Here is a 20,262-nt window from a genome sequence, read left to right as displayed (position 1 = left end):
GACGCCGTTGCCGCAGGTCCCGCTGGTTCCGTGGCCGGGGAGGCTTCACACATGCACGCCGTACTGCACGCACTGTCGATCACCGGGTCCATGACCTGGGACATCACCTGGGCCCTGATCCTGGGCTTCACCCTGTCCGCCGTCGTCCAGGCCGTCGTACGCAAGTCCACGGTTGTGTCCCTGCTCGGTGACGACCGCCCCCGCACCCTCGCCGTCTCCGCGGCCCTGGGCGTGGCGTCCTCTTCCTGCTCCTACGCCGCTGTGGCGCTGGCCCGCTCGCTGTTCCGCAAGGGCGCGAACTTCACCGCGGCGATGGCCTTCGAGATCGCCTCCACGAACCTCGTCATCGAACTTGGCGTCATCCTGGCGCTGCTGATGGGCTGGCAGTTCACCGCGGCCGAGTTCGTCGGCGGGCCGGTCATGATCATTGTGCTGGCCGTCCTGTTCCGGCTGTTCCTGCGCGAGGGGCTGCTGCGCGAGGCCCGCGAGCAGGCGGAACGCGGGCTTTCCGGGGCGATGGAGGGCCACGCGGCGATGGACATGTCCGTGCGGCGTGAGGGATCGTTCGGCCGCCGTCTGTTCTCCCGCGAGGGTTTCACCGCGACCAGCCACGTGTTCGTCATGGAATGGGCGGCGATCCTGCGCGACCTGGTCGTCGGACTGCTCATCGCCGGCGCCATCGCCGCCTGGGTCCCGGACTCGTTCTGGCGCGCCTTCTTCTTCGGCGGCCATCCGCTCGCCGCCAAGCTGTGGGGACCCGTCGTCGGCCCACTGGTCGCGATCGCCTCCTTCGTGTGCTCCATCGGCAACGTGCCGCTGGCGGTGGTGCTCTGGAAGGGAGGGATCAGCTTCGGCGGTGTGGTCGCGTTCATCTTCGCCGACCTGCTGATCCTGCCCATCCTCAACATCTACCGGAAGTACTACGGCCCCAGGACGGCCGCCTTCCTGCTCGGCACCTTCTACCTCGCGATGGTCGTCGCGGGATACCTCGTGGAGTTCGCCTTCGGCAGCCTCGGCCTGATGCCCGATCAGGCCGACGCCAAGGTCCCCATGGGGGGCGTCAGCTGGAACTACACCACCTGGCTCGACATCGCCTTCCTCGTCCTCTCCGCCGTGCTCCTGACGCGGTTTCTCCGGACCGGCGGGATCACCATGCTGCGCATGATGGGCGGCGCACCCGACAGCGCCCACGACCACGACGCACCCATGCGGCACGGCCACCATGAGGGGGGAGCCCACGGCGCAGACCACTGAGCGCACCGCCGGCACTCCGACAGCTCCGGTCCTGCCGGGAACTCGGGGTGATCGCCCGGCCGTAGGTGCGCTGCACCGAACACCTGCGGGCGTATGCCGACCTCGGCGCGCGCGTACGGATTGCCGCCGGACGACGGCCGGGCCGGGCCCCTCGGGTCCGGGCGGTGAAAGAACCGGGCGCATGTCTACCCGGGCGCACGAGCCCGTCCGTCCCCGCATCGGCCTCAGGCCGAACGAGCTCACTTCCACATCCCGAGGGATGCCCCCCGGCCGCGCCTCGCGGCGCAAACGGTCGCGCGTGCGGCACACCGTCCCCGCGCAGGGGGTGTGCCGCACGCGCGGTGCGGTGGGTGCGGCCTAGCTCAGGGTGAAGTCGTCCGCGTAGACGTCGCCCTGGCCGTACCAGCCGTGGACGTAGACGGTGACGGTTCCGCTGCCGCCGGTGGTGAAGTTGACCGTCAGTTGGTTCCAGCTCGTGCCGCTCGACCAGGTGCTGGCGGTGGCGCCTCCGCTGACCCCGATGTACGCGTAGGGGCCTTGTACCCAACCGGTGAGCTTGTAGCTGTGGTTGGGGGAGAGGGTGACGGTCTGGTCGCACTCTCCGGTGGCGCTGGAGCTCGGGGTGACCTGGAGGGCGTGGCTGCCGGTGTGGACGGGGCTGGAGACCACCGTACTGCCGCCCGTGCAGGTCCAGGGGCTCGCGCTGCCGGTCTCGAAGCCGGCGTTGGTCAGCGAGCCCCCGCCGCCTCCGCCCCCGCCGCCGCTGGTGGTGACGGTGAGCGTGTAGGTGGCGCTGTGGCTGCCACTGGCGGCTGTGCCGGTGACGGTGATCGGGTAGCTGCCCGCGGCAACGGACGAGCCGACCGTCGCCGTCAGCGTCGAGCTGCCGCCGGACGTCACGGAAGCGGGGCTGAACGAGACACTGACACCGGAGGGGGCGCCGGAGGCGGAGAGGCTGACGGATTCGGCGCTGCCGGAGGTGACGGCCGTGGCGACGGTCGCGGTCGCGGAACCGCCCTGGGTGACCGAGGCGGAGCCCGGCGACAGGGACAGGGAGAAGTCGGTGGTGGTGCCTCCGCCCCCGCCACCGGAGCTGCCCTCGTAGGGCACGAACGTGTCCGTGAAGGCCAGGGCGTTCTGGCTGATCTCGCTGCATGTGGGCAGCGAGTTGGCGCTGCCGCTGCACGGCTGGTCCCGGTTGGCCGACCAGAACGACAGCCGCCCGACACCGTTCTGCTCGGCGAAGCTCTCCACCGTCTGGGCGTCCGCCAGGGTGAAGGTGGAGCCGTCGTCGTTCTTGCCGATCATCGGGGTGATCCCGAGATTGGCGTAGGTGTAACCGGAGTCGACGGACTGCATCTGTGCCAGCGTGGCCTTGGCCGCGGCGACCGCGCCCTGGCCCATCTCGGTGCCCGTGCCGGCGTAGTAGTCCATGGCCATGACGTTGACCACGTCGATCCTGATGCCCGCGTTCTTGGCGGCCTTGAGGATGTTGACGCCGTCGTTGGTCAGGCCGCTGGTGAGCACCGGCAGGGTCATGGAGAACTTCAGGTTGGGATTGGACGCCTTGAGGTCCTTCATCGCCTGCATCTGGCGGGCCGCTGCCGCGGTGTCCGCGACGGCCGCGCCCTCGACGTCGAAGTCGAGCTGCGTGACGCCGTAGTCGTTGATGATGGCCTGGTAACCGGCGTCGATGCTGCTCTGGGTGGAGCAGGTCCAGGCGAGCGGCTCACCGCTCGCCCCGCCGGAGGAGATGATGACGGAGGCGCCCTCGGACTTCGCCCTGGCGATCTCGGGGTCTGTGTAGGAGTCGTTGCCGAGGGGGAGGGTGTCGCCCCAGATCTGGTTGCAGCCCTCACCGAGGACGAACGCCGCGGTGTAGGCCTTGAGGTGGTGCCCGGTGATGGCGGTGTCGAGCAGTCCTTCCTGGCTGTTCGACATGTCGACATAGGGGGCCACGGAGTAGACGCTGCTCGCCGCCGCGCTGCTGGCGGGTGCCAGAGCCACGGCGGCGCCGGTGGCCGCGAGTGCCAGCGCGCATGCGGACGCGGCTGATCTTGCCAGGTGCATGACAGTGCCCCTTTCGGGGGTGCCCCTAGGGCATGGAGTGGTGGGGTGATGCCGTACAGGGCCGACGTTGGTACATACCAAACAGCTCGCGCGTCGCTCCGTCAAGAGGACTAGACCAACTGCGTCCATCCGGATTCCCGATGCCCGTTCACGCCTTGGCGACGTGATCGGGGCGCCGCTCGAAACGGATGCCGGCCAGGTCGATCCGACGCCGGGACACGGGGGTTGGAAGGCCGGGCCGGTCCCGCCGTATCTCCCGGCGTCGGTCGGCCCGGGGCGGTGCGGGTGCCGCTCGATCGGCGGAGCGCCGGCGTCCGGCGGGCATGGGGCGGGCTCGCGGGGTCCAGCCGTACCGCATCCCCACGGTCGCCGTTCGTGGGATGCTCGGCGGCGGTATTAGGCTGGGTGATCGTGTGACCGGCGCATCCGTGACCGTGTCGGGCTCGAGCTTCAGGGAGTGACCGATGACCGTGGGAACCGAGCGGGCCGTACTGGCAGGCGGTTGTTTCTGGGGCATGCAGGACTTGATCCGCAAGCAGCCGGGCGTGGTGTCCACGCGCGTCGGCTACAGCGGTGGTGACACGCCGAACGCCACCTACCGCGACCACGGCGACCACGCCGAGGCCATCGAGATCGTCTTCGACCCCTCGGTGACTAGCTACCGCGACATCCTGGAGTTCTTCTTCCAGATCCACGACCCGACCACCAGGGACCGCCAGGGCAACGACATCGGGCGCAGCTACCGCTCCGCGATCTTCTACGGCGACGAGGAGCAGCACCGCGTCGCGGTGGACACGATCGCGGACGTCGAGGCGAGCGGGCTGTGGCCGGGGAAGGTGGTCACCGAGGTGGAGCCCGTCGGCGACTTCTGGGAGGCGGAGCCCGAGCACCAGGACTACTTGGAGCGCTACCCCAACGGCTACACGTGCCACTTCCCGAGGCCGAACTGGAAGCTGCCGCGGCGAGGGTCGGCCGCCGCGAACTGAGCCCCGGGCCGGCACCTGCCGGCCGCCCGGTTCTCCAGACGCCGGCCCGGCCCGGCCCGGCCCTGCGTTTCGCGATCGCCCGGTGCTGTGGAACAGCGTGTACTTCGGCCGCGTCCTCGGGGCGCCATGACCTGTGGAGGCTCCCGGCCCATCTCCGGCGGCGCCGGGTCCGGTGGGGCGCGGGCGCCGGAGCGGTGCTCGGGGCGGTGTGGATCTACTGCGCACTCGGCGGTAGGGCCGGTGTCGCCCATCCGGCGGAACGGGGCGCCGCCGAGCGGCTGTTGACCGGTGTGTGGGGGCTGTGGGCGCTCATCGCCTCCGCGGCCACCCGGACGGTGGGCTGCGGCCGCCCCGCCCGCCTGCCGCGCCGGATCCCGTTGACGCCGGGCTCGGTCGGGGCCGGGTCGCTCCACGCCCGGAGCGGCTGGAAGCCGCTGTTCGTGCCGTACGTGGCGGAGACTCACCCCGCCGGTACGTCCCTGCCGGAGAACCTGGCCGTCGCGGCCGTACCGCACACCGCCGCGGTGGCCGCGGGCGCGCTCATGCTGCCGGCGCCCCTCCGACCCGGCGGATGCGCCACGGCACCCGGCACCCCCGGCGCAAACCCCGGCCGGCATGGGCGAGTTCAGGACGGCGGTTGCCCCTCGTCGGGAGCCGGCGGCAGTGCCAGGTGGGCCAGGTCGGCCGGCCGGGGTGTGGTCACCGGCCACAGGGGAGCGGCCTCGCCGTCGGCGAGCGCGGCCGGCGCGTCGGTGAGGTTCATACGCTCGCGCAGCCGGCCGTAGAAGTCCATCGGGCCCAGCCGGACCGCCTTCAGCCGGCGTGGCGCGGCGTACACACCGATCCAGTCGCCGGCGCTCAGCACGCCGCGCAACTGCCCGTCGATGCTGACGGCGGCCTGGCCCGAGCGGTCCAGGATCCGCAGCGCGATCGGCTCGTCGGGAGCGGCCACGACCGAGCGGTTGAACACCATGTGCGGCGCCACCGGCGTGAAGACCAGGCCCTCCGCGCGCGGCGAGACGACCGGGCCGCCCGCGGCGAAGCTGTACGCGGTGGAGCCGGTGGGCGTCGCCACCAGCAGTGCGTCGGCGGAGTAGGAGGCCAGCAGCCGGCCGGACAGATAGACCCCGACCGACACCTGCCGGTCCCGGGCGAGCTTCTCCACGACGATGTCGTTCAGCGCGGTGACGTTCAGGGCGACGCCCCAGTTGTCACCCGCCTCGCACTCGCTGCGCACCCGGGGCGGCGGCAGCATCGGCCCGCGGCCGTACCGCAGCAGCGCTTCCATCTGCGCGGGCACCTCCAGCCGGCACGAGGCCCGCATGGTGAGCAGCATCCGGCTCTCCACGGTGATCCGCCCGTCCCGGACGGCGTCCAGCGCCGCCCGCACCGACGAGACCGGGACCTCGGTGAGGAAGCCGACCCGGCCGAGGTCGACGCCGAGTACCAGGGCGTCGTTCTCGGCCGCCAGCCGGGCGCCACGCAGAAAGGTGCCGTCGCCGCCGAGGGTGACGATCAGATCCGGGTCGCCGGCCGCGTCGACCTCCTCCCGGGCACTGTGCCGCTCCCCCTGCCGCCACACGTCGATGTCGGAGCACCCCACGGCGTGCTCCTCGCACCACTCGCGCACCGCACGCGCGGCGGCCACGGCCTCGGTGCGTCCACCGTGCACCACCAGGCCGATACGGTTCACCGTCATGTCCGCCTCCCAGCCGGCTGTTCCCGTGGGCCATCCTCACCGCGGACAGTGCCGGTGCGGCCTCCGCCACGCCGCCGGGGACTCGCCCTCGCCCCGCTCGTCCTGATGCGGGCACTGAGCTGGCTGCTGCTGCGCACCCTGAGCGAGCCCGCCGCCGGTGACCGGCGGCGCTCCGCCGCCTCGTGTTCGCACGCGCACCGAACGTGTGGCGGCCGGGGCCCGTGCCCCGGCCGCCGCGTGCGGATGGTCGGTCACTCGTCCCGGAAGACGGCTCTGCTCACCTCGGCGGGATTCTGGAATTCCTTCTTCCCGAGGTGGGAGATCCGGTCGGTGATCTCCTTGGAGGCGTGGTTGTCCTCGGCGACCTTCTTCAGCTGCTCCCGGTCGGCCGGGTAGTCCGCGCCGGACAGGGCTTTCTGCAGATCGGTGGGGCTGACACCCGCCATGGCTCCTCCTGGCGGTGAGACGGTGCTCGGTCCGTGACTCGGCGCCGCGTGCTGCGCCGGACTGGCCGGGTACCCATGGGAAGCCCGCGATCCACGCGTTCCCCCCGGTCATGGGACGGGTGACGGACGGGTACCCGGGGGCCTCGGAACAGGCACGTACGCGCCGGGGAGGACCCATGCGCGAGGACACCCCCACGCAGGCGGAGGGCGAGCGGGAGACCGCCCCCGCGCAGGCGGAGCAGCCGCCCCGTACGACTCCCTCCCAGGCGGAGGGTGAGGACGACGCAGACGAGAACGCCGAGGAAGGCGACGAGTGAGGAGGCGCCATGAGCACCGCACACACCAGTGTCCCCGAGGTACTGGCCGCGTTGAAGGACGTGTCGTACCCGGCCGACAAGGACCGCCTGGTCACCGCCGCGCGTGAGGCGGGCGCGCCGGCCGAGGTCGTCAAGGCCCTGCGCGGCATCCCCGCCGAGCAGTACGCCGGCCGCGAGGACGTGGCGAGGTCGGTACGGGTGGACCCGGACTCGGACCTCGGCCATACCTCCGCACAGCGGGCGGAACAGGCCCGCCGGGGAGGCAAACCCGGCCTCTCCCAGCACCTGCGGGAGGAGCCGAGGACACCGATCCAGGAGGAGTTCGACCGCTGAACGGCCGCCCGCTGCCGGGCCGTTGGGCAGTACCCGACCTTGACGGCCCGGTGCGCCCGCCCTAGTGTGAGCCGTCACTGGACAGGTCTGGACAGGTAGGGTAGGTGGCTCGGCGATGACGCACCCGCGGGACCCCCTCGGCCTCACCGGCGGAGGATCCTCCGGCCGCCCGACGCAGGTGGAGACGCACGGACTCGACGTGATCGGGGACGCGGAGCGCAAGGGCACCCCCCGCACGCTGTTCTGGCCCTGGTTCGGCGCGAACGTGTCCGTCCTCGGCCTGAGCTACGGCGCCTTCGCGTTCGGCTTCGGCATCTCCTTCTGGCAGGCCCTCGTCGCCGGCGCGCTCGGCATCGTCGCCTCCTTCCTGCTGTGCGGTTTCGTCGCGGTCGCCGGAAAGCGGGGCTCGGCGCCCACGATGGTGCTCAGCCGGGCGGCGTACGGAGTGCGTGGCAACAAGCTGCCATCGGTGATCTCGTGGGTTCTCACCGTCGGCTGGGAGACCGTCCTCACGGCGCTCGCGACGATGGCCACCGCGACCGTGTTCGGCCGCCTCGGCTGGGGCGGCGGCACCGAGACCAAGGTCGTCGCCCTCGTCATCGTGGCCGTGCTGACCGTCGTGGGCGGCGTCATGGGCTTCGATCTGATCATGCGGCTGCAGACCGCCATCACGCTGATCACGGGCGTGCTCACGCTCGTCTACGTCGGGCTGGTCGCCGACCACGTCCACTGGAGCACCGTCAGCGCCCTTCCGGCCGGTTCCACCCAGGAGTTCATCGGCGCCCTGGTGTTCATGATGACCGGCTTCGGCCTCGGCTGGGTCAACGCCGCCGCCGACTACTCCCGGTATCTGCCCCGCGGTTCCTCCAGCCGCGGCGTGATCGGCTGGACCACCTTCGGCGCCTCGGTCGCTCCGCTGCTCCTGCTGGTCTTCGGCCTGCTGCTGGCCGGCTCCTCCCGGAGGCTGAGCACGGCCATCGCGGCCGACCCGATCGGCGCGCTCACCACGATCCTGCCCACCTGGTTCCTGGTGCCGTTCGCCGTGGTCGCCGTCCTGGGCCTGGTCGGCGGTGCCGTCCTCGACATCTACTCCTCCGGTCTCGCCCTGCTCTCCGCCGGCCTTCCGGTGCCCCGCTACCTGGCCGCGCTCGTCGACGGCGTCCTGATGATCGCAGGCTCGGTCTACATCGTGTTCTTCGCCGGCGACTTCCTCGGACAGTTCATGGGCTTCCTCACCACGCTCGGCGTCCCCATCGCCGCCTGGTGCGGCATCATGCTCGCCGACCTCGCCCTGCGCCGTCGCGACTACGACGACGCCGACCTCTACCGCCCGCACGGCCGCTACGGCGACATCTCCCTGCCATCGCTGCTGCTCACGCTCGCGGCGACGGCCGTCGGCTGGGGCCTGGTCACCAACACCGCGGCCGACTGGCTCACCTGGCAGGGTTACCTCCTCGGTCCGCTGGGCCTCGGCGGCAAGTCCGGCGCCTGGGCCTACGCCAACCTCGGCGTCCTGGTCGCGCTGGCCCTCGCCTTCCTCGGCACCCTGCTGCCGGGCCGGAGCCGGATCCGCGCCCAGGAGGCCCAGGTGGCGAATCCGGCGACCGACGAGGGGGTGCTGAACGCATGACCGCCGGGCACCTCGCCGTCGTCGACATGCAGCGTGTCTTCGCCGACCCGGCGAGCCCGTGGGCCACCCCGCGGTACGCCGACGCGGCGGCGGGCGTCCGCAGCCTGCTGCCGGCCTTCGGTGACCGCGTCACCTTCACCCGCTTCCTGGCCCCCGCGGAACCGGCCGGGGCCTGGCGCGCCTACTACGGCGAGTGGCCCTTCGCCCTCCAGCCCCCGGACGCCGAACTCTGGCAGCTGTCCGAGGAGTTCGCGCACCTGGCCGCGCATGTCGTGGACGCCCCCACCTTCGGCAAGTGGACCCGGCGACTCGCCGCCCGCGTCGGCCCGGCCGCACGCCTGGTCCTGGCCGGTGTCAGCACCGACTGCTGCGTGCTCTCCACCGCCCTGGCCGCCGCCGACGCCGGCACCGAGGTGCTCGTGGTCGCGGACGCCTGCGCGGGCGTCGACGACGACTCCCACCTCAAGGCCCTGCAGATCATGGAGCTGTACCGGCCGCTGGTCCGGGTCACGAACGTCGACGACCTGCTCGCGGAGGCCGGGCCGTGATCGGGGTCCCGCTCAAGCACGAGCGGATCAGCCGGATCCTGGCCCGGGAGATCCAAGACGGCAGCCACCGGTCCGGCGAGCGGCTGCCCGGCGAACACCTGCTCGCCCAGCGGTTCGGCGTCAGCCGTACGACCGTCCGCGCGGCCCTCGCCGAACTGTCCGAACAGGGCCTGATCACCACCCGCACCGGCAAGGGCTCCTACGTCCTCTTCGACGGCCGCCCGCCGGACGACCGGCTCGGCTGGGCCCGCGCCTCGGCCGTGCGGGGCGCCGCCACCACCGTGCGGACCCTCGCCGTACGCGAGACGCACGACGGTGCGCTGGCCGCCGAACTCGGCCTGGCGCGGGACGCGTTCGTGCGGGTGGAGCGGATCCGGGAGCTGGTCTCGGACGGCACCGTGGTGTCGTACGAGCGCAGCTCCCTGCCGCCCCTGCCCGTGCTCCGCGAGTTGCCCGTCTGCGGCGTCGGGCCGGAGTCGCTCACCGAGCTGCTGCTGCGCGCCGGACTGCGGCCCGACCACGGGGAGCAGCGGATCGGGGGGCGACCGGTCGACGTCCGGGAGGCGGAGCTGCTGCGGCGCGCGCCGGGGGACTGGTTCCTCGAGACGCGGCGGACCAGCCGCGCGGCCGACGGCTCCTTGGTCGAGCACGTCGTCAGCCTGCTCGACCCCGAGCACTTCCAGCTGACCCTCGCCTGCGGCTGACGGGCCACGGCTGCCGTCCACCGCGTGGACGCCCCAGTGGACGAAGACGCCCGGCTCGGCGTCGCGGAACCAGGGCTGCGTCGGCATACGCCCGCATCAGGGCCCACCCGGACGGGCCCGTGGCCGGTTCTCACCGTCCCCGGCCCCCACCGAGACCCGGCCGCACCGGATCTCCCGCCGATCGTCACGCATGCCCGGCATCCCACCGGGTACGCGAGGCGCGAGCACGCCCGGGGCGCGAATCCGCCCCGGAAGGCCCGTACGACTGTCGCTACCTGGGGATCTGCCATGGAGACACCCGCACACAACGACCTGCCGACGCCGGCCCAGCAGGCGCTGGACACGCTGGCCGTGAACGCCGAGGACCAGTCCGCGCTGGACGTCCTCGCCCACAGTGACGTACTCGTCCCCGTGCCGGACGACGCGGTCGACGGAGAGGGCGCCGACGCCACGAGCGTGGCCCTGCCCGTCCTCGAACAACCCGGAGGCGACCCGGTGGTCCCCGTGTTCACCACGGAGGGCGAGATGGCCGACCTGCTGCCGTTCATCTCCCGCTACCGCCTCATACCGCTCGGCGCCCTGGCGTCCCAGTGGCCCGAGGAGGACCTGTCCTTGGCCATCGACGGCAACTCCACCCACGCCCTGACGCTCACGTCACAGGGCGTGCGCACCCTGCTGGCCCGATGAGCGAGCGCCCCTGACGGGGCCGCGAGCGGACGGGGCGCAGGGCCGCACGGAGGTGTGGCTCCGCCACGCGCGCGACGAGCCACACCGCACCCGCACTCGCACACCCGGCGATCACCCCCGCTTCCTTGGGCGCGAAAATGAGCCTATGGAATACATCGCCGGCGCGGCAGGGGTACTGGTCCTGGTGCTGGTCCTGAGCAGCATCATCCGCACACTCGTGGTGCCCAGAGGCCTTTATTCCGCGCTGGTGTTCCGCCTCTGGTGGGCCCTGCGCAGACTTCTGCGGCTCACCGCCCTCCGCGGCGGCTACCCCGCGATGGACCGCGCCCAGACCTGGCTCGCCCCGCTCATGCTCATCGGCATGCTCGCCAGCTGGCTCGCCGGCGCGCTGCTGGGCTTCGGCCTCCTGCTGTACTCGCTGTCCCCGCTGTCCTGGACCACCGCGTTCCGGGAGGCCGGGTCCAGCCTGTTCACGCTGGGATTCGCCAGCGGCGCCCGGCTGAAGCTGTCGGTGCTCGACTTCGTCGCCGCCGCCACCGGACCGATCCTGATCGCCCTGCAGATCGCCTATCTGCCCACCCTGTACGCCGCCTACAACCGCCGCGAACTCGAGGTCACCATGCTCCAGGCACGGGCCGGCGAGCCCGCCTGGGGGCCGGAGATCCTCGCCCGGCAGTGGCTGGTCGACACCGAGACCGCGCTGCCGGCGCTGTACCGCGCCTGGGAACGCCTCGCCTCGGACATGGGCGAGAGCCACTCCACCTACCCCATCCTGCTGGCCTTCCGTTCCCCGCGCCCGCACCGCAGCTGGTTGGTCGGACTCGTCGCGGTGATGGACGCGGCCGCGATGCAGCTGGCCCTGGCCCCGCGGCTCGCCCCGCCCGAGGCCCGGCTGGTGCTGCGGGCCGGCTTCACCGCGCTGCGCGACATCGCCCGCGCGCTGCGCATCCCCTTCGACGCCGACCCGTCGCCGGACGCCTCCATCCGGCTCACCTTCGCCGAGTTCGACGCGGCCGCGGCCATGCTGGAGTCGGCCGGGTTCCAGGGCGAGCGCCCACCGAAGGAGGCGTGGCCGCAATTCCAGGGCTGGCGGGTCAACTACGAGGCGATCGCCTACGAGCTGTGCCGCCGCTGCGACGCCGTACCCGCGCTGTGGACAGGTCCCCGCGACTTCCCCGGCGGCCCGATCCCGCCGGAGCGCCCGATGGACCGCAGACCGGGCGCAGGACGGCCGGAACTGCCCCCCGCCGCCGGGTAGTCCCCGGCCCGAGGCGGGAAGATCCCAGCGGAGAGGGGTCCGGACGCGTGCGAAGGAGCCGATGGTCGTGAGGGTCGTCCTGCTGGGCACCGCCGCCGGGGGCGGCTTCCCGCAGTGGAACTGCGCCTGCTCGCTGTGCACGGCCGCCAGGGACGGCAAGCTGCCCTCCCGCACCCAGGAGTGCGCCGCGGTCACCGGCAACGGCCGCGACTGGTGGCTGCTGAACGCCTCGCCTGACCTGCGCACCCAGCTCACCGCCACACCGGCGCTGTGGCCCGGCCCCGGCCCACGGGAGACGCCGCTGCGTGGCGTACTGCTCACCGACGCAGAGGCGGACCACGTCAGCGGCCTCGCCGAGCTGCGGGGAGCGGTGGGACTCAAGGTCTACGCCGCCCCACCGGTCCGTGCCGTCCTGACCCCCGCCCGTGCCGCCCTGGACCGCTACGGTCCCTGGGAGTGGGCGGACAGCCTGGCCGACGGCGGCTTCGTGCTGGCCGGGGGGCTGGTGGTGACGGCCCATCCGGTGGGCGCGAAGCTTCCGAAGTACGTACCGGCGCAGGCGCCGGACCCCGCCGGCCCGTGGGTGACGGCGTACCGCGTGGAGTCCCTGGCCAGCGGGGGAGTGCTGGTGTACGCACCCTGTGTGGGCGCCTGGAGCCCGGCGCTGGAGGAGCTGTGCGCCGAGGCCGACTGCGTCCTGCTGGACGGCACCTTCTTCGCGGCCGACGAGATGGGCAGGGCGGTGCGGTCCGGTGCCGGGCAGGCCGCCATGGGCCACCTGCCGGTCACGGGTCCGGACGGCACCCTCGCGGCACTGTCCCGGCATGCCGGCGCCCGCCGGATCTACACCCACCTCAACAACACCAACCCGCTGCTCGACCCCGCGTCGCCGGCACGCGCGCGTGTCGCCGAGGAGGGCGTCGAGGTGCTGCCCGACGGGGCCGAGCTGGTGCTCTAGAGGTCCTGCTCGCTGAGCATGCGCTCCAGCGCGGCCCGCTGCAGCGGCAGCACCTCGGTGTACAGCGCGCGGCCCTTGGGGGTGAGCGCCACCCACACCCCGCGCCGGTCCTCCGCGCACACGGAGCGCTCCACCAGCCCGTCCTTCTCCAGCCGGCCGATCAGCCGGGACAGCGCGCTCTGGCTGAGATGGACCCGGCCGACCAGGTTCTGCACCCGGCAGTGTTCGCCCTGTGCGGGTGACTCGGTCGCCAGGAGGTCCAGCACCTCGAAGTCGCTGGCGCCCAGCCCGTGCGGGTGCAGGGCCCGGTCGATCTCGCACATCGTGCGGGCGTGCACGGCGAGGATGTCCCGCCACCGTTCCTCGAGCCGGGCGTCGGCCGTCTTGACTGCCATACCCGCACCGTAGCACCGATCCAGCCAGTTGTTGAGTGTGCAACTAGTGCCGGTGCAAGCGGTGGAGAGCCGGTGCTCAGGCCGCCGGGTCCTGGAGCAGACCGATGAGGTTGCCGTCGGGGTCCTTCACCGACGCGATCAGCCGGCCGTTGCCGACGTCCCGCACGTCCTGAAGCACCTCGGCACCCGCCGCCAGCAGGGCCGCGAGGCGCTCCCGGAGATCGGTGACGTGCCAGAACGGCACCGGTCCGGTCATGCCCTGGGCATGACCGTTCGGGTCGAGGCCGATGTCCTGACCCTCGGCCTTGAAACCGACGTAGTAGGGCTCGTCCGCGTACGGCTCGACACCCAGCAGGACGGTGAACAGGGCCTTGGCGCGGTCCTTGTCCTTGACGGGGTAGATGATCGTCTGCAGGCCGGCGGTCATGGGACTCTCCTTCTCAGGTGCGTGGCCCGACGGGGTCTCCGCCGGTGTACTTCACGCTAGGGCCGGGCAGCCCGCCCCGGCTTCTTCGATCCTGACCGGTTGCCGGCCCCGTCGCCATCGGCGGGAGGACCGCGACCCGGCCCATGAGACTGCGCCGGCCGGAAGGGGAGGGCGGGCACCGGTGCTTTCCCGGACCGACGCGCCCACCGCCGGGGCCGGCCCTCGCCGTGCGGGCCCGCCCCGGCGCGCAGACCGAGCCGGCCGCATGGTCGAGCCACACGTACAGTCATCTGAAGACGGACGTGTACACCACACGTACGACGTGTTGAACGCCTTGAGCGCTCAAGGCACCACCGAGTGGTGGTTCGGCAACGCGGTCGCGGACGGCGTGAAGTCCGACGCGATCGGCCTGTCCTGCTACGGCTACTGGCACGGCCCGCTCTCCAACGGCCGGGAGTCCAGGCCCTGTTCGGCTACGACGACAGGGCGCTCTCCACCGTGACGTGGTTCAGCCACCGCTGGACCGCCGGTGACGGGCCCGGCCGTGAGGGGCGGCCGGGCCTTCGCCGATTTTCCGGGGTCATATGCACCTCCCCCGGTCGCACGGCCGTTCGGTACCGGACAACGACCGCCGGGTCCCGGACGCGACGGAGTCGCCCGCGCGACAGTGGGAAGACTGCGTACGAGGAGCTCGGGGACGGAGGCGGACGGATGATGGGAACCCCCTCGGGCCGGATGCGGCAGACGATCCTGGAATGGCTCAAGGACCCCGCTGCTCATTTCCCGGCACACCGCGGCCGTGACCTCGCCGAGAGGGGAGTAACCGCGCGGGCGATGGCCGCCAAGCTGGGCGTGCCCCACCGGACCGCCGTCGCCCACCTGGACCTCCTCACCCGGCTCGGCCTGCTGCGCACCCGCCGCATCCGCTGCCGCACCTACTACCGGCGCGACGAGATCCGCATCGCCGAGGTGGCCCGGGTGTTCGAGAAGGGGTGGTGAGGGGACGGCGGAGCGGGGCAGTCCCAGGCTGGCAGGATGGGCCGACCGACGGCGAAGGGCACCGCACATGGACCGACCCACGGCACTCGTCCCGCAGCACCACGTCTCGCTCGGCGCCCGTGGCCCCGAGGACGTGGTGGCCGACGCGCACGGGCGCGTGCTGACCGGAGCTGAGGACGGCCGCATCCTGCGTGTCCACGACGTCGGGGACCCGCGCACGGCCCGTGTGGAGCTGCTGGCCGAGACCGGCGGCCGTCCGCTCGGACTCGAACCGCTGCCGGACGGCGGCCTGTTGGTGTGCGACGCGGAACGCGGCCTGCTGCGTGTCGATCCCGTCGAAGGCGCCGCCGGCACGGTCCGTGTCCTCGCGGACTCGGCGGCGGGGGAGCGGCTCCGCTTCTGCAGCAACGTCGTCGCCCTGCCGGACGGCTCCGTGTGCTTCACCGTCTCCAGCCGCCGCTATCCGCTCGAGCAGTGGATCGGCGACATCGTCGAACACACCGGCACCGGACGGCTGTTGCGCCTGCCGCCCGAGGGCGGTGAGCCCGAAGTCCTGCTGGACGGGCTGCAGTTCGCCAACGGCCTGGCGGTCGGCGGCGGTGGCTCGTTCCTGGTGATCGCCGAGACCGGCGCCTGCCGCCTCACCCGCTACCACCTCTCCGGTCCGCTCGCCGGCCACGCCGATCTCTTCGCCACGCTTCCCGGCATGCCGGACAACCTCTGGCGCGAAGGCCCCGGCGGCCCGATCTGGGTGGCCCTCGCGAGTCCCCGGGTCCCACCGCTGAACCTCCTGCACCGCACCCCGCCCGCCGTGCGCGCCGCCGCCGCGCGGGCCGCCGTACACGCGCCGTACCGCCCGAGCGGGACGATCGGGGTGATGGCCCTCGACGACACCGGACGGACCGTCCGCCACCTGGTGCGCCGGCGCTCCGGCTTCCGCATGGTCACGAGCGTCTGCGCGGCCGGGGACCATCTCGTCCTCGGCAGCCTCCGGGAGCCCGGCGTCGCGGTCTGCGCCCGGCCCGTGGCCCGCTGACACGGCGGTAGGCTGGTGCCCGGCCGTGATCACCCGTCGGGGCAGGCCGGAAGACCCGTCGGGGCAGGCCGAACAGGAGACGCAAGCGCATGACAGCCCCGGAAGCCGAGAGCCTCCGTGCCCGCCCCACCCCCCGTCGGCGGTCGGAGTGGCGCGCTCAGGCACCCGTCGTCGCGGTGGTCGCCGTCGGCGGTGCCCTCGGCGCGTGCGCCCGTTACGGGCTCACCCTCGCCTGGCCCACGCCGCCCGGCGGTTTCCCCTGGGCGACCTTCTGGACCAATGTGATCGGCTGCGCAGTGATCGGTGTCTTCATGGTGCTCATCACCGACGTGTGGGCCGCCCACCGCCTCGTGCGCCCCTTCTTCGGCACCGGCGTGCTCGGCGGCTTCACCACCTTCTCCACCTACGCCGTCGACATCCGCCGACTGGTCGACGCCGGCCGCCCCGGCCTGGGCCTCGTCTATCTCGCCGCGACACTGTGCGCGGCCCTCGCCGCGGTGTGGCTCGCCTCGGTGGCCGCCCGCCGGGTGCTGACCGGGAGGCAGCGATGACGTCACTCACCGGCCGGGCCCTGAGGCTGACCGTCTACGTCGGCGAGGACGACACCTGGCACCACAAGCCCCTCTACTCCGAGATCGTCCACCGCGCGCACGCGGCCGGACTCGCCGGGGCGAGCGTCTTCCGGGGCATCGAGGGCTTCGGCGCCTCCTCCCGCATCCACACCTCCCGCCTGCTGTCCCTGAGCGAGGACCTGCCGGTGGCGGTCGTCGTGGTGGACACCGAGGAGCGCGTACGGGCGTTCCTGCCGGAACTCGACGAGCTCGTCGACGAGGGGCTCGTGACCCTGGAGGAGTGCGAGGTCGTGCGGTACGTGGGTCGCGCGAGCGGCCAGGGGGACACGGATCCGAAGGGTAAGAAGTCGTTGTGAACTGGCTGCTCGTCATCGCGGGAGCCGCGCTCGGCGCACCGCTGCGCTATCTCACCGACCGTGCCGTGCAGGGCCGCCACGACTCGGTCTTCCCCTGGGGCACCTTCGTGGTGAACGTCACCGGTTCCCTGGTCCTCGGGCTGCTCACGGGCGCGGTTTCCGCCGGGGCCGCCGGTCCCCATCTGCAGCTTCTGGTCGGCACCGGGCTCTGCGGGGCGCTGACGACGTATTCGACCTTCTCCTACGAGACCCTGCGGCTGACCGAGGCGGGCTCCGGCCTCTACGCTGCCGTCAACGTCGCCACGAGCGTCGTGGCGGGACTCGCCGCGGCCTTCACCGGTGTCTCACTCGCTCACGCCCTGTGGGCCTAGCGCTTGCCACCGCGCCGGGCGCAACAAGTACTGTCTACAGCACTGTCGACCAACTCTCCTCAGAACTGGATCCCATGAGCGCCATCTCCGTCGGTCAAGCCGTCGTCCTCGGCATCGTCGAGGGGGTGACCGAGTTCCTCCCGGTGTCCTCCACGGGTCACCTGAAGATCGCCGAAGGACTCATGAACATCCCGGTCGACGACAATTCCGTCGTCGGGTTCTCCGCCGTCATCCAGGTCGGCGCCATCGCCGCCGTGCTCGTGTACTTCTTCAAGGACATCAAGCGGATCGTCTCCGCGTGGTTCCGCGGTCTGACCAACCGCGAGGAGCGCTACCACCACGACTACAAGTTCGCCTGGTGGGTGATCGCCGCCACCATTCCGATCGTCATCGTGGGTCTTGCCGCCAAGCCGCTGATCGACGGCCCGCTCGGCTCCCTGTGGGTGGTCGCCGGCTCGCTGATCGTCGGCTCCGGTGTGATGTGGGCGGCCGACCAGATGGGCCGGCACAAGCGCGGGGAGGACGACACGTCCTTCAAGGACGCGATGTGGGTCGGCTGCTCCCAGATCCTGGCCCTGCTCTTTCCCGGCTTCTCCCGCTCCGGCGCGACCATGTCCACCGCGCTCATCCGGGACCTCGACCGTGTCGCCGCCACCCGCCTGTCGTTCTTCCTCGGCATCCCGGCCCTCACCGGCGCAGGCGTCTACGAGCTCAAGGACGCCCTCGGCGCGGGCGTGGGGGCGGCTCCGCTGGCCGTCGGCACCATCATCTCCTTCGTGGTCGCCTACGCCTCCATCGCCTGGCTGCTGAAGTTCGTCGCCAAGCACTCCTTCAACGCCTTCGTGATCTACCGCATCGTCATCGGCGTGGGCCTGATCGGCCTGCTCGCCACGGGCGTCCTCAGCGCCTGACCGAACTCTGCTGATCACCCACGGGGTGCGGATGCCTGCATTCAGGCGCCGCACCCCGTGAATGTTTCCTTACGTAGCACCTTGACAGTGCCGGCACGCAACCCGCAGGATCGCTCCCGTGAACCTGTCAGACAGCCAGACAGGTGGTCGGGGCCCCCGGCGCGTGAGCGCCATGGAAGCGGTCCTCGCCCACCTCCGCAGCGCCATCGAGCGCGGCGAGTACGCCATCGGCGACAAGCTCCCCTCCGAGGCCGAGCTGTGCCGCACCCTCGAGGTGTCCCGGCCCGTGCTCCGCGAGGCACTGCGCGCGCTGCAGACGATGGGCCTGACCGTCTCCCGGACGGGCAAGGGCACCTTCGTCGTCGCGAACGCCGTCGAGGACCCCACCTTCGGTGACTACGCGGCCAGCGACCTGCTCGAGGTGCGCCGGCACATCGAGATCCCGGTCGCGGGCTACGCGGCCCTGCGTCGCGGCCCGGAGAACCTGGACCACCTGGCTCACCTGCTCGACCGCATGGAGCGGGAGACCGACACCACGGCCTGGGTCGCGATGGACACCCTCTTCCACCTCGCCGTGGCCGAGGCCGCCCAGAACCCGGTCTTCCGCCGGGTCATCGAGGAGATCCGCGACGCACTGGCGCGTCAGTCGGCCTTCCTCAACGAGCTGGGCGGCCGCCGCGAGCAGTCCAACCGCGAGCACCGGGCCATCGTCGAGGCGCTGATCGACGGTTCCGAACACGACGCGGTGCAGGCCATGAGCCACCATCTGGACCGCGTCGAGACGACCCTCACCGACATCGTGCGTCCCCAGCGGACGGACGACCTGCCCACGGAAGGCGGACCCGAGGCGTGAGCGAGCAGCACCTCAAAGACGAGACGCGCCCCTCGTCCGGCCATGTCGACGCCGGAGACGCCGGCTACAGCAAAGGCCTGAAGCACCGGCACGTCAACATGATCGCCATCGGCGGAGCCATCGGCACCGGCCTGTTCCTCGGCGCGGGCGGCCGGCTCGCCGACGCCGGGCCCTCCCTGTTCATCGCGTACGCCGTCTGCGGCGTCTTCGCCTTCCTGGTCGTACGCGCCCTCGGCGAACTCGTCCTGTACCGCCCGTCGTCCGGTGCCTTCGTGTCGTACGCCCGTGAGTTCCTGGGCGAGAAGGGCGCCTACACCGCGGGCTGGATGTACTTCCTGAACTGGGCGACCACCGGCATCGCCGACATCACGGCGGTCGCCACCTACACCCACTACTGGGGCATGTTCTCCGACATCCCGCAGTGGGTGATCGCGCTCACGGCCCTCGGTGTCGTGCTGACCGTGAACCTGATCTCGGTGAAGATCTTCGGCGAACTGGAGTTCTGGTTCGCGATCGTCAAGGTCTCCGCCCTGGTCGTCTTCATGTGCATAGGCATCTTCCTGCTGGTCACGCAGCACCCGGTCGCCGGCCACCACCCCGGCCCGTCCCTGATCACGGACAACGGCGGCGTCTTCCCCAACGGCCTGCTGCCCATGCTGCTGATCATCCAGGGCGTCGTCTTCGCCTACGCCTCCGTCGAGCTGGTCGGCGTCGCCGCCGGCGAGACCGAGAACCCCGAGAAGATCATGCCGAAGGCGATCAACTCGATCATGTGGCGCGTGGGTCTGTTCTACGTCGGCTCCGTCGTCCTGCTGTCCATGCTCATGCCCTGGAACAAGTACAGCGCGGGCGAGAGCCCCTTCGTGACCGTCCTGGCGCACATCGGCGTGCCCGCCGCCGGCGACGTGATGAACCTGGTCGTGCTCACCGCCGCCATGTCCTCGCTGAACTCCGGCCTGTACTCCACCGGCCGCATCCTGCGCTCCATGGCCATGAGCGGGTCCGCTCCGAAGTTCACCGCGCGGATGAGCCGCAGCCAGGTCCCGTACGGCGGAATCCTGCTCACCAGCGGTATCTGTGTCCTCGGCGTGGGCCTCAACTACGTCGTCCCCGCCGACGCGTTCGAGATCGTCCTCAACTTCGCGGCGATCGGCATCCTCGCGACCTGGGGCATGATCATGCTCTGTCACCTGCTCTTCTGGCGCAAGACCCGGAAGGGCGAGCTGATCCGGCCGCCGTACCGGCTGCCGGGTTCCCCCTGGACCGAAGTGGTGACGCTGGCGTTCCTCGCCTCCGTCCTGGTCCTCATGTACGCCGACGGCGGCGCCGGACGCACCACCGTGCTCTGTCTGCCGTTGATCGTCGCAGCGCTGGTCGCGGGCTGGTACGGCATCCGCGGCCGCGTGTCCCGCACATCCACCGGCGCCGACGCGTGACCCGCACCCCGGCCCA

General features: G+C 71.8%; 23 protein-coding genes and 1 pseudogene. 19 read left to right on the top strand and 5 right to left on the bottom strand.

The annotated features are described in order from the left end of the window. Positions 1-51 precede the first annotated feature (51 nt). The gene (locus AB0L59_RS19375; protein WP_365584929.1) at positions 52-1,254 is read left to right on the top strand and encodes a permease; all 1,203 of its coding nucleotides are present in this window, start codon (positions 52-54) and stop codon (positions 1,252-1,254) included. A 357-nt stretch (positions 1,255-1,611) separates the two neighbouring features. Here AB0L59_RS19375 and AB0L59_RS19370 read toward each other — a convergent pair whose 3' ends face one another. Continuing rightward, entirely contained in the window at positions 1,612-3,324 is a 1,713-nt protein-coding gene (locus AB0L59_RS19370; RefSeq protein WP_365584927.1) for a carbohydrate binding domain-containing protein, read from the bottom strand. A 464-nt stretch (positions 3,325-3,788) separates the two neighbouring features. Between AB0L59_RS19370 and msrA the strand changes: the two genes are divergently transcribed. Further along, positions 3,789-4,310, top strand: coding sequence for a peptide-methionine (S)-S-oxide reductase MsrA (msrA, locus tag AB0L59_RS19365; RefSeq protein WP_365584924.1), 522 nt, complete (start codon positions 3,789-3,791; stop codon positions 4,308-4,310). A gap of 625 nt (positions 4,311-4,935) precedes the next feature. Here msrA and AB0L59_RS19360 read toward each other — a convergent pair. Then, positions 4,936-6,009 (bottom strand): NAD(+)/NADH kinase, encoded by a 1,074-nt coding sequence (locus AB0L59_RS19360; RefSeq protein ID WP_365584922.1) that lies wholly within the window; start codon positions 6,007-6,009, stop codon positions 4,936-4,938. 251 nt (positions 6,010-6,260) lie between these two features. After that, on the bottom strand, positions 6,261-6,455 hold the full coding sequence (locus tag AB0L59_RS19355) for a DUF2795 domain-containing protein (RefSeq protein WP_365584919.1): 195 nt from the start codon (positions 6,453-6,455) through the stop codon (positions 6,261-6,263). Between the two features lie 176 nt (positions 6,456-6,631). On the opposite strand from AB0L59_RS19355, the gene AB0L59_RS19350 reads away from it, so the two are divergent. From AB0L59_RS19350 to pqqB, 8 genes are all read left to right on the top strand, one after another. Continuing rightward, complete coding sequence (locus tag AB0L59_RS19350; RefSeq protein WP_365584917.1) at positions 6,632-6,772, top strand: hypothetical protein; 141 nt, start codon at positions 6,632-6,634, stop codon at positions 6,770-6,772. Positions 6,773-6,781: 9 nt separating this feature from the next. Beyond that, positions 6,782-7,105 (top strand): DUF2795 domain-containing protein, encoded by a 324-nt coding sequence (locus tag AB0L59_RS19345; protein WP_365584914.1) that lies wholly within the window; start codon positions 6,782-6,784, stop codon positions 7,103-7,105. Between the two features lie 115 nt (positions 7,106-7,220). After that, positions 7,221-8,735: a cytosine permease gene (locus AB0L59_RS19340; protein WP_365584912.1), complete on the top strand. Its 1,515-nt coding sequence runs from the start codon at positions 7,221-7,223 to the stop codon at positions 8,733-8,735. Further along, entirely contained in the window at positions 8,732-9,283 is a 552-nt protein-coding gene (locus AB0L59_RS19335; protein ID WP_365584910.1) for a cysteine hydrolase, read from the top strand. The genes AB0L59_RS19340 and AB0L59_RS19335 overlap by 4 nt, the downstream gene beginning before the upstream one ends. Next, entirely contained in the window at positions 9,280-9,987 is a 708-nt protein-coding gene (locus AB0L59_RS19330) for a GntR family transcriptional regulator (protein WP_365584908.1), read from the top strand. Before AB0L59_RS19335 ends, AB0L59_RS19330 begins: the two co-directional genes overlap by 4 nt. Positions 9,988-10,275: 288 nt before the next feature. Next, a complete protein-coding gene (locus AB0L59_RS19325; RefSeq protein WP_365584905.1) occupies positions 10,276-10,674 on the top strand; it encodes an SseB family protein in 399 nt (132 codons plus the stop codon). A 145-nt stretch (positions 10,675-10,819) separates the two neighbouring features. After that, positions 10,820-11,932 (top strand): hypothetical protein, encoded by a 1,113-nt coding sequence (locus tag AB0L59_RS19320; RefSeq protein ID WP_365584903.1) that lies wholly within the window; start codon positions 10,820-10,822, stop codon positions 11,930-11,932. Positions 11,933-11,993: 61 nt separating this feature from the next. Further along, complete coding sequence (gene pqqB, locus AB0L59_RS19315; RefSeq protein WP_365584901.1) at positions 11,994-12,890, top strand: pyrroloquinoline quinone biosynthesis protein PqqB; 897 nt, start codon at positions 11,994-11,996, stop codon at positions 12,888-12,890. Here the strand turns inward: pqqB and AB0L59_RS19310 are convergent. Both AB0L59_RS19310 and AB0L59_RS19305 read right to left on the bottom strand, forming a co-directional pair. Next, the gene (locus tag AB0L59_RS19310; protein WP_365584899.1) at positions 12,887-13,285 is read right to left on the bottom strand and encodes a MarR family transcriptional regulator; all 399 of its coding nucleotides are present in this window, start codon (positions 13,283-13,285) and stop codon (positions 12,887-12,889) included. The genes pqqB and AB0L59_RS19310 overlap by 4 nt on opposite strands. Before the next feature lie 76 nt (positions 13,286-13,361). After that, entirely contained in the window at positions 13,362-13,712 is a 351-nt protein-coding gene (locus AB0L59_RS19305; RefSeq protein WP_365584897.1) for a VOC family protein, read from the bottom strand. A 233-nt stretch (positions 13,713-13,945) separates the two neighbouring features. On the opposite strand from AB0L59_RS19305, the pseudogene AB0L59_RS19300 reads away from it, so the two are divergent. The 9 genes and pseudogenes from AB0L59_RS19300 to AB0L59_RS19260 form a co-directional block, all read left to right on the top strand. Further along, positions 13,946-14,160: pseudogene (locus AB0L59_RS19300) on the top strand (glycosyl hydrolase 53 family protein); the annotation flags it as partial. Positions 14,161-14,423: 263 nt separating this feature from the next. Further along, positions 14,424-14,711, top strand: coding sequence for an ArsR family transcriptional regulator (locus tag AB0L59_RS19295; RefSeq protein WP_365584894.1), 288 nt, complete (start codon positions 14,424-14,426; stop codon positions 14,709-14,711). Between the two features lie 67 nt (positions 14,712-14,778). Then, positions 14,779-15,747, top strand: a complete 969-nt coding sequence (locus AB0L59_RS19290) for an SMP-30/gluconolactonase/LRE family protein (RefSeq protein ID WP_365584892.1) — start codon at positions 14,779-14,781, stop codon at positions 15,745-15,747. A gap of 89 nt (positions 15,748-15,836) precedes the next feature. After that, positions 15,837-16,298 carry a fluoride efflux transporter CrcB gene (gene crcB / locus AB0L59_RS19285; RefSeq protein ID WP_365584889.1) on the top strand — a complete coding sequence of 154 codons (462 nt, stop codon included), beginning with the start codon at positions 15,837-15,839 and terminating at the stop codon, positions 16,296-16,298. Beyond that, entirely contained in the window at positions 16,295-16,675 is a 381-nt protein-coding gene (locus AB0L59_RS19280; RefSeq protein ID WP_365584886.1) for a DUF190 domain-containing protein, read from the top strand. Before crcB (AB0L59_RS19285) ends, AB0L59_RS19280 begins: the two co-directional genes overlap by 4 nt. After that, positions 16,672-17,046: a fluoride efflux transporter CrcB gene (gene crcB, locus AB0L59_RS19275; protein WP_365584884.1), complete on the top strand. Its 375-nt coding sequence runs from the start codon at positions 16,672-16,674 to the stop codon at positions 17,044-17,046. Before AB0L59_RS19280 ends, crcB (AB0L59_RS19275) begins: the two co-directional genes overlap by 4 nt. A gap of 74 nt (positions 17,047-17,120) precedes the next feature. Next, entirely contained in the window at positions 17,121-17,957 is an 837-nt protein-coding gene (locus tag AB0L59_RS19270) for an undecaprenyl-diphosphate phosphatase (RefSeq protein WP_365584882.1), read from the top strand. A 118-nt stretch (positions 17,958-18,075) separates the two neighbouring features. Continuing rightward, on the top strand, positions 18,076-18,810 hold the full coding sequence (locus AB0L59_RS19265) for a FadR/GntR family transcriptional regulator (protein WP_365584879.1): 735 nt from the start codon (positions 18,076-18,078) through the stop codon (positions 18,808-18,810). Beyond that, the gene (locus tag AB0L59_RS19260) at positions 18,807-20,246 is read left to right on the top strand and encodes an amino acid permease (protein ID WP_365584876.1); all 1,440 of its coding nucleotides are present in this window, start codon (positions 18,807-18,809) and stop codon (positions 20,244-20,246) included. The genes AB0L59_RS19265 and AB0L59_RS19260 overlap by 4 nt, the downstream gene beginning before the upstream one ends. The last annotated feature ends 16 nt before the right edge of the window (positions 20,247-20,262 follow it).

It is taken from the genome of Streptomyces sp. NPDC052109 (genome assembly GCF_040680195.1).
Classification (GTDB): Bacteria; Actinomycetota; Actinomycetes; order Streptomycetales; family Streptomycetaceae; genus Streptomyces.
Note: the sequence above shows the minus strand (reverse complement) of the source record. Positions and strands in the feature narration are given on the sequence as shown.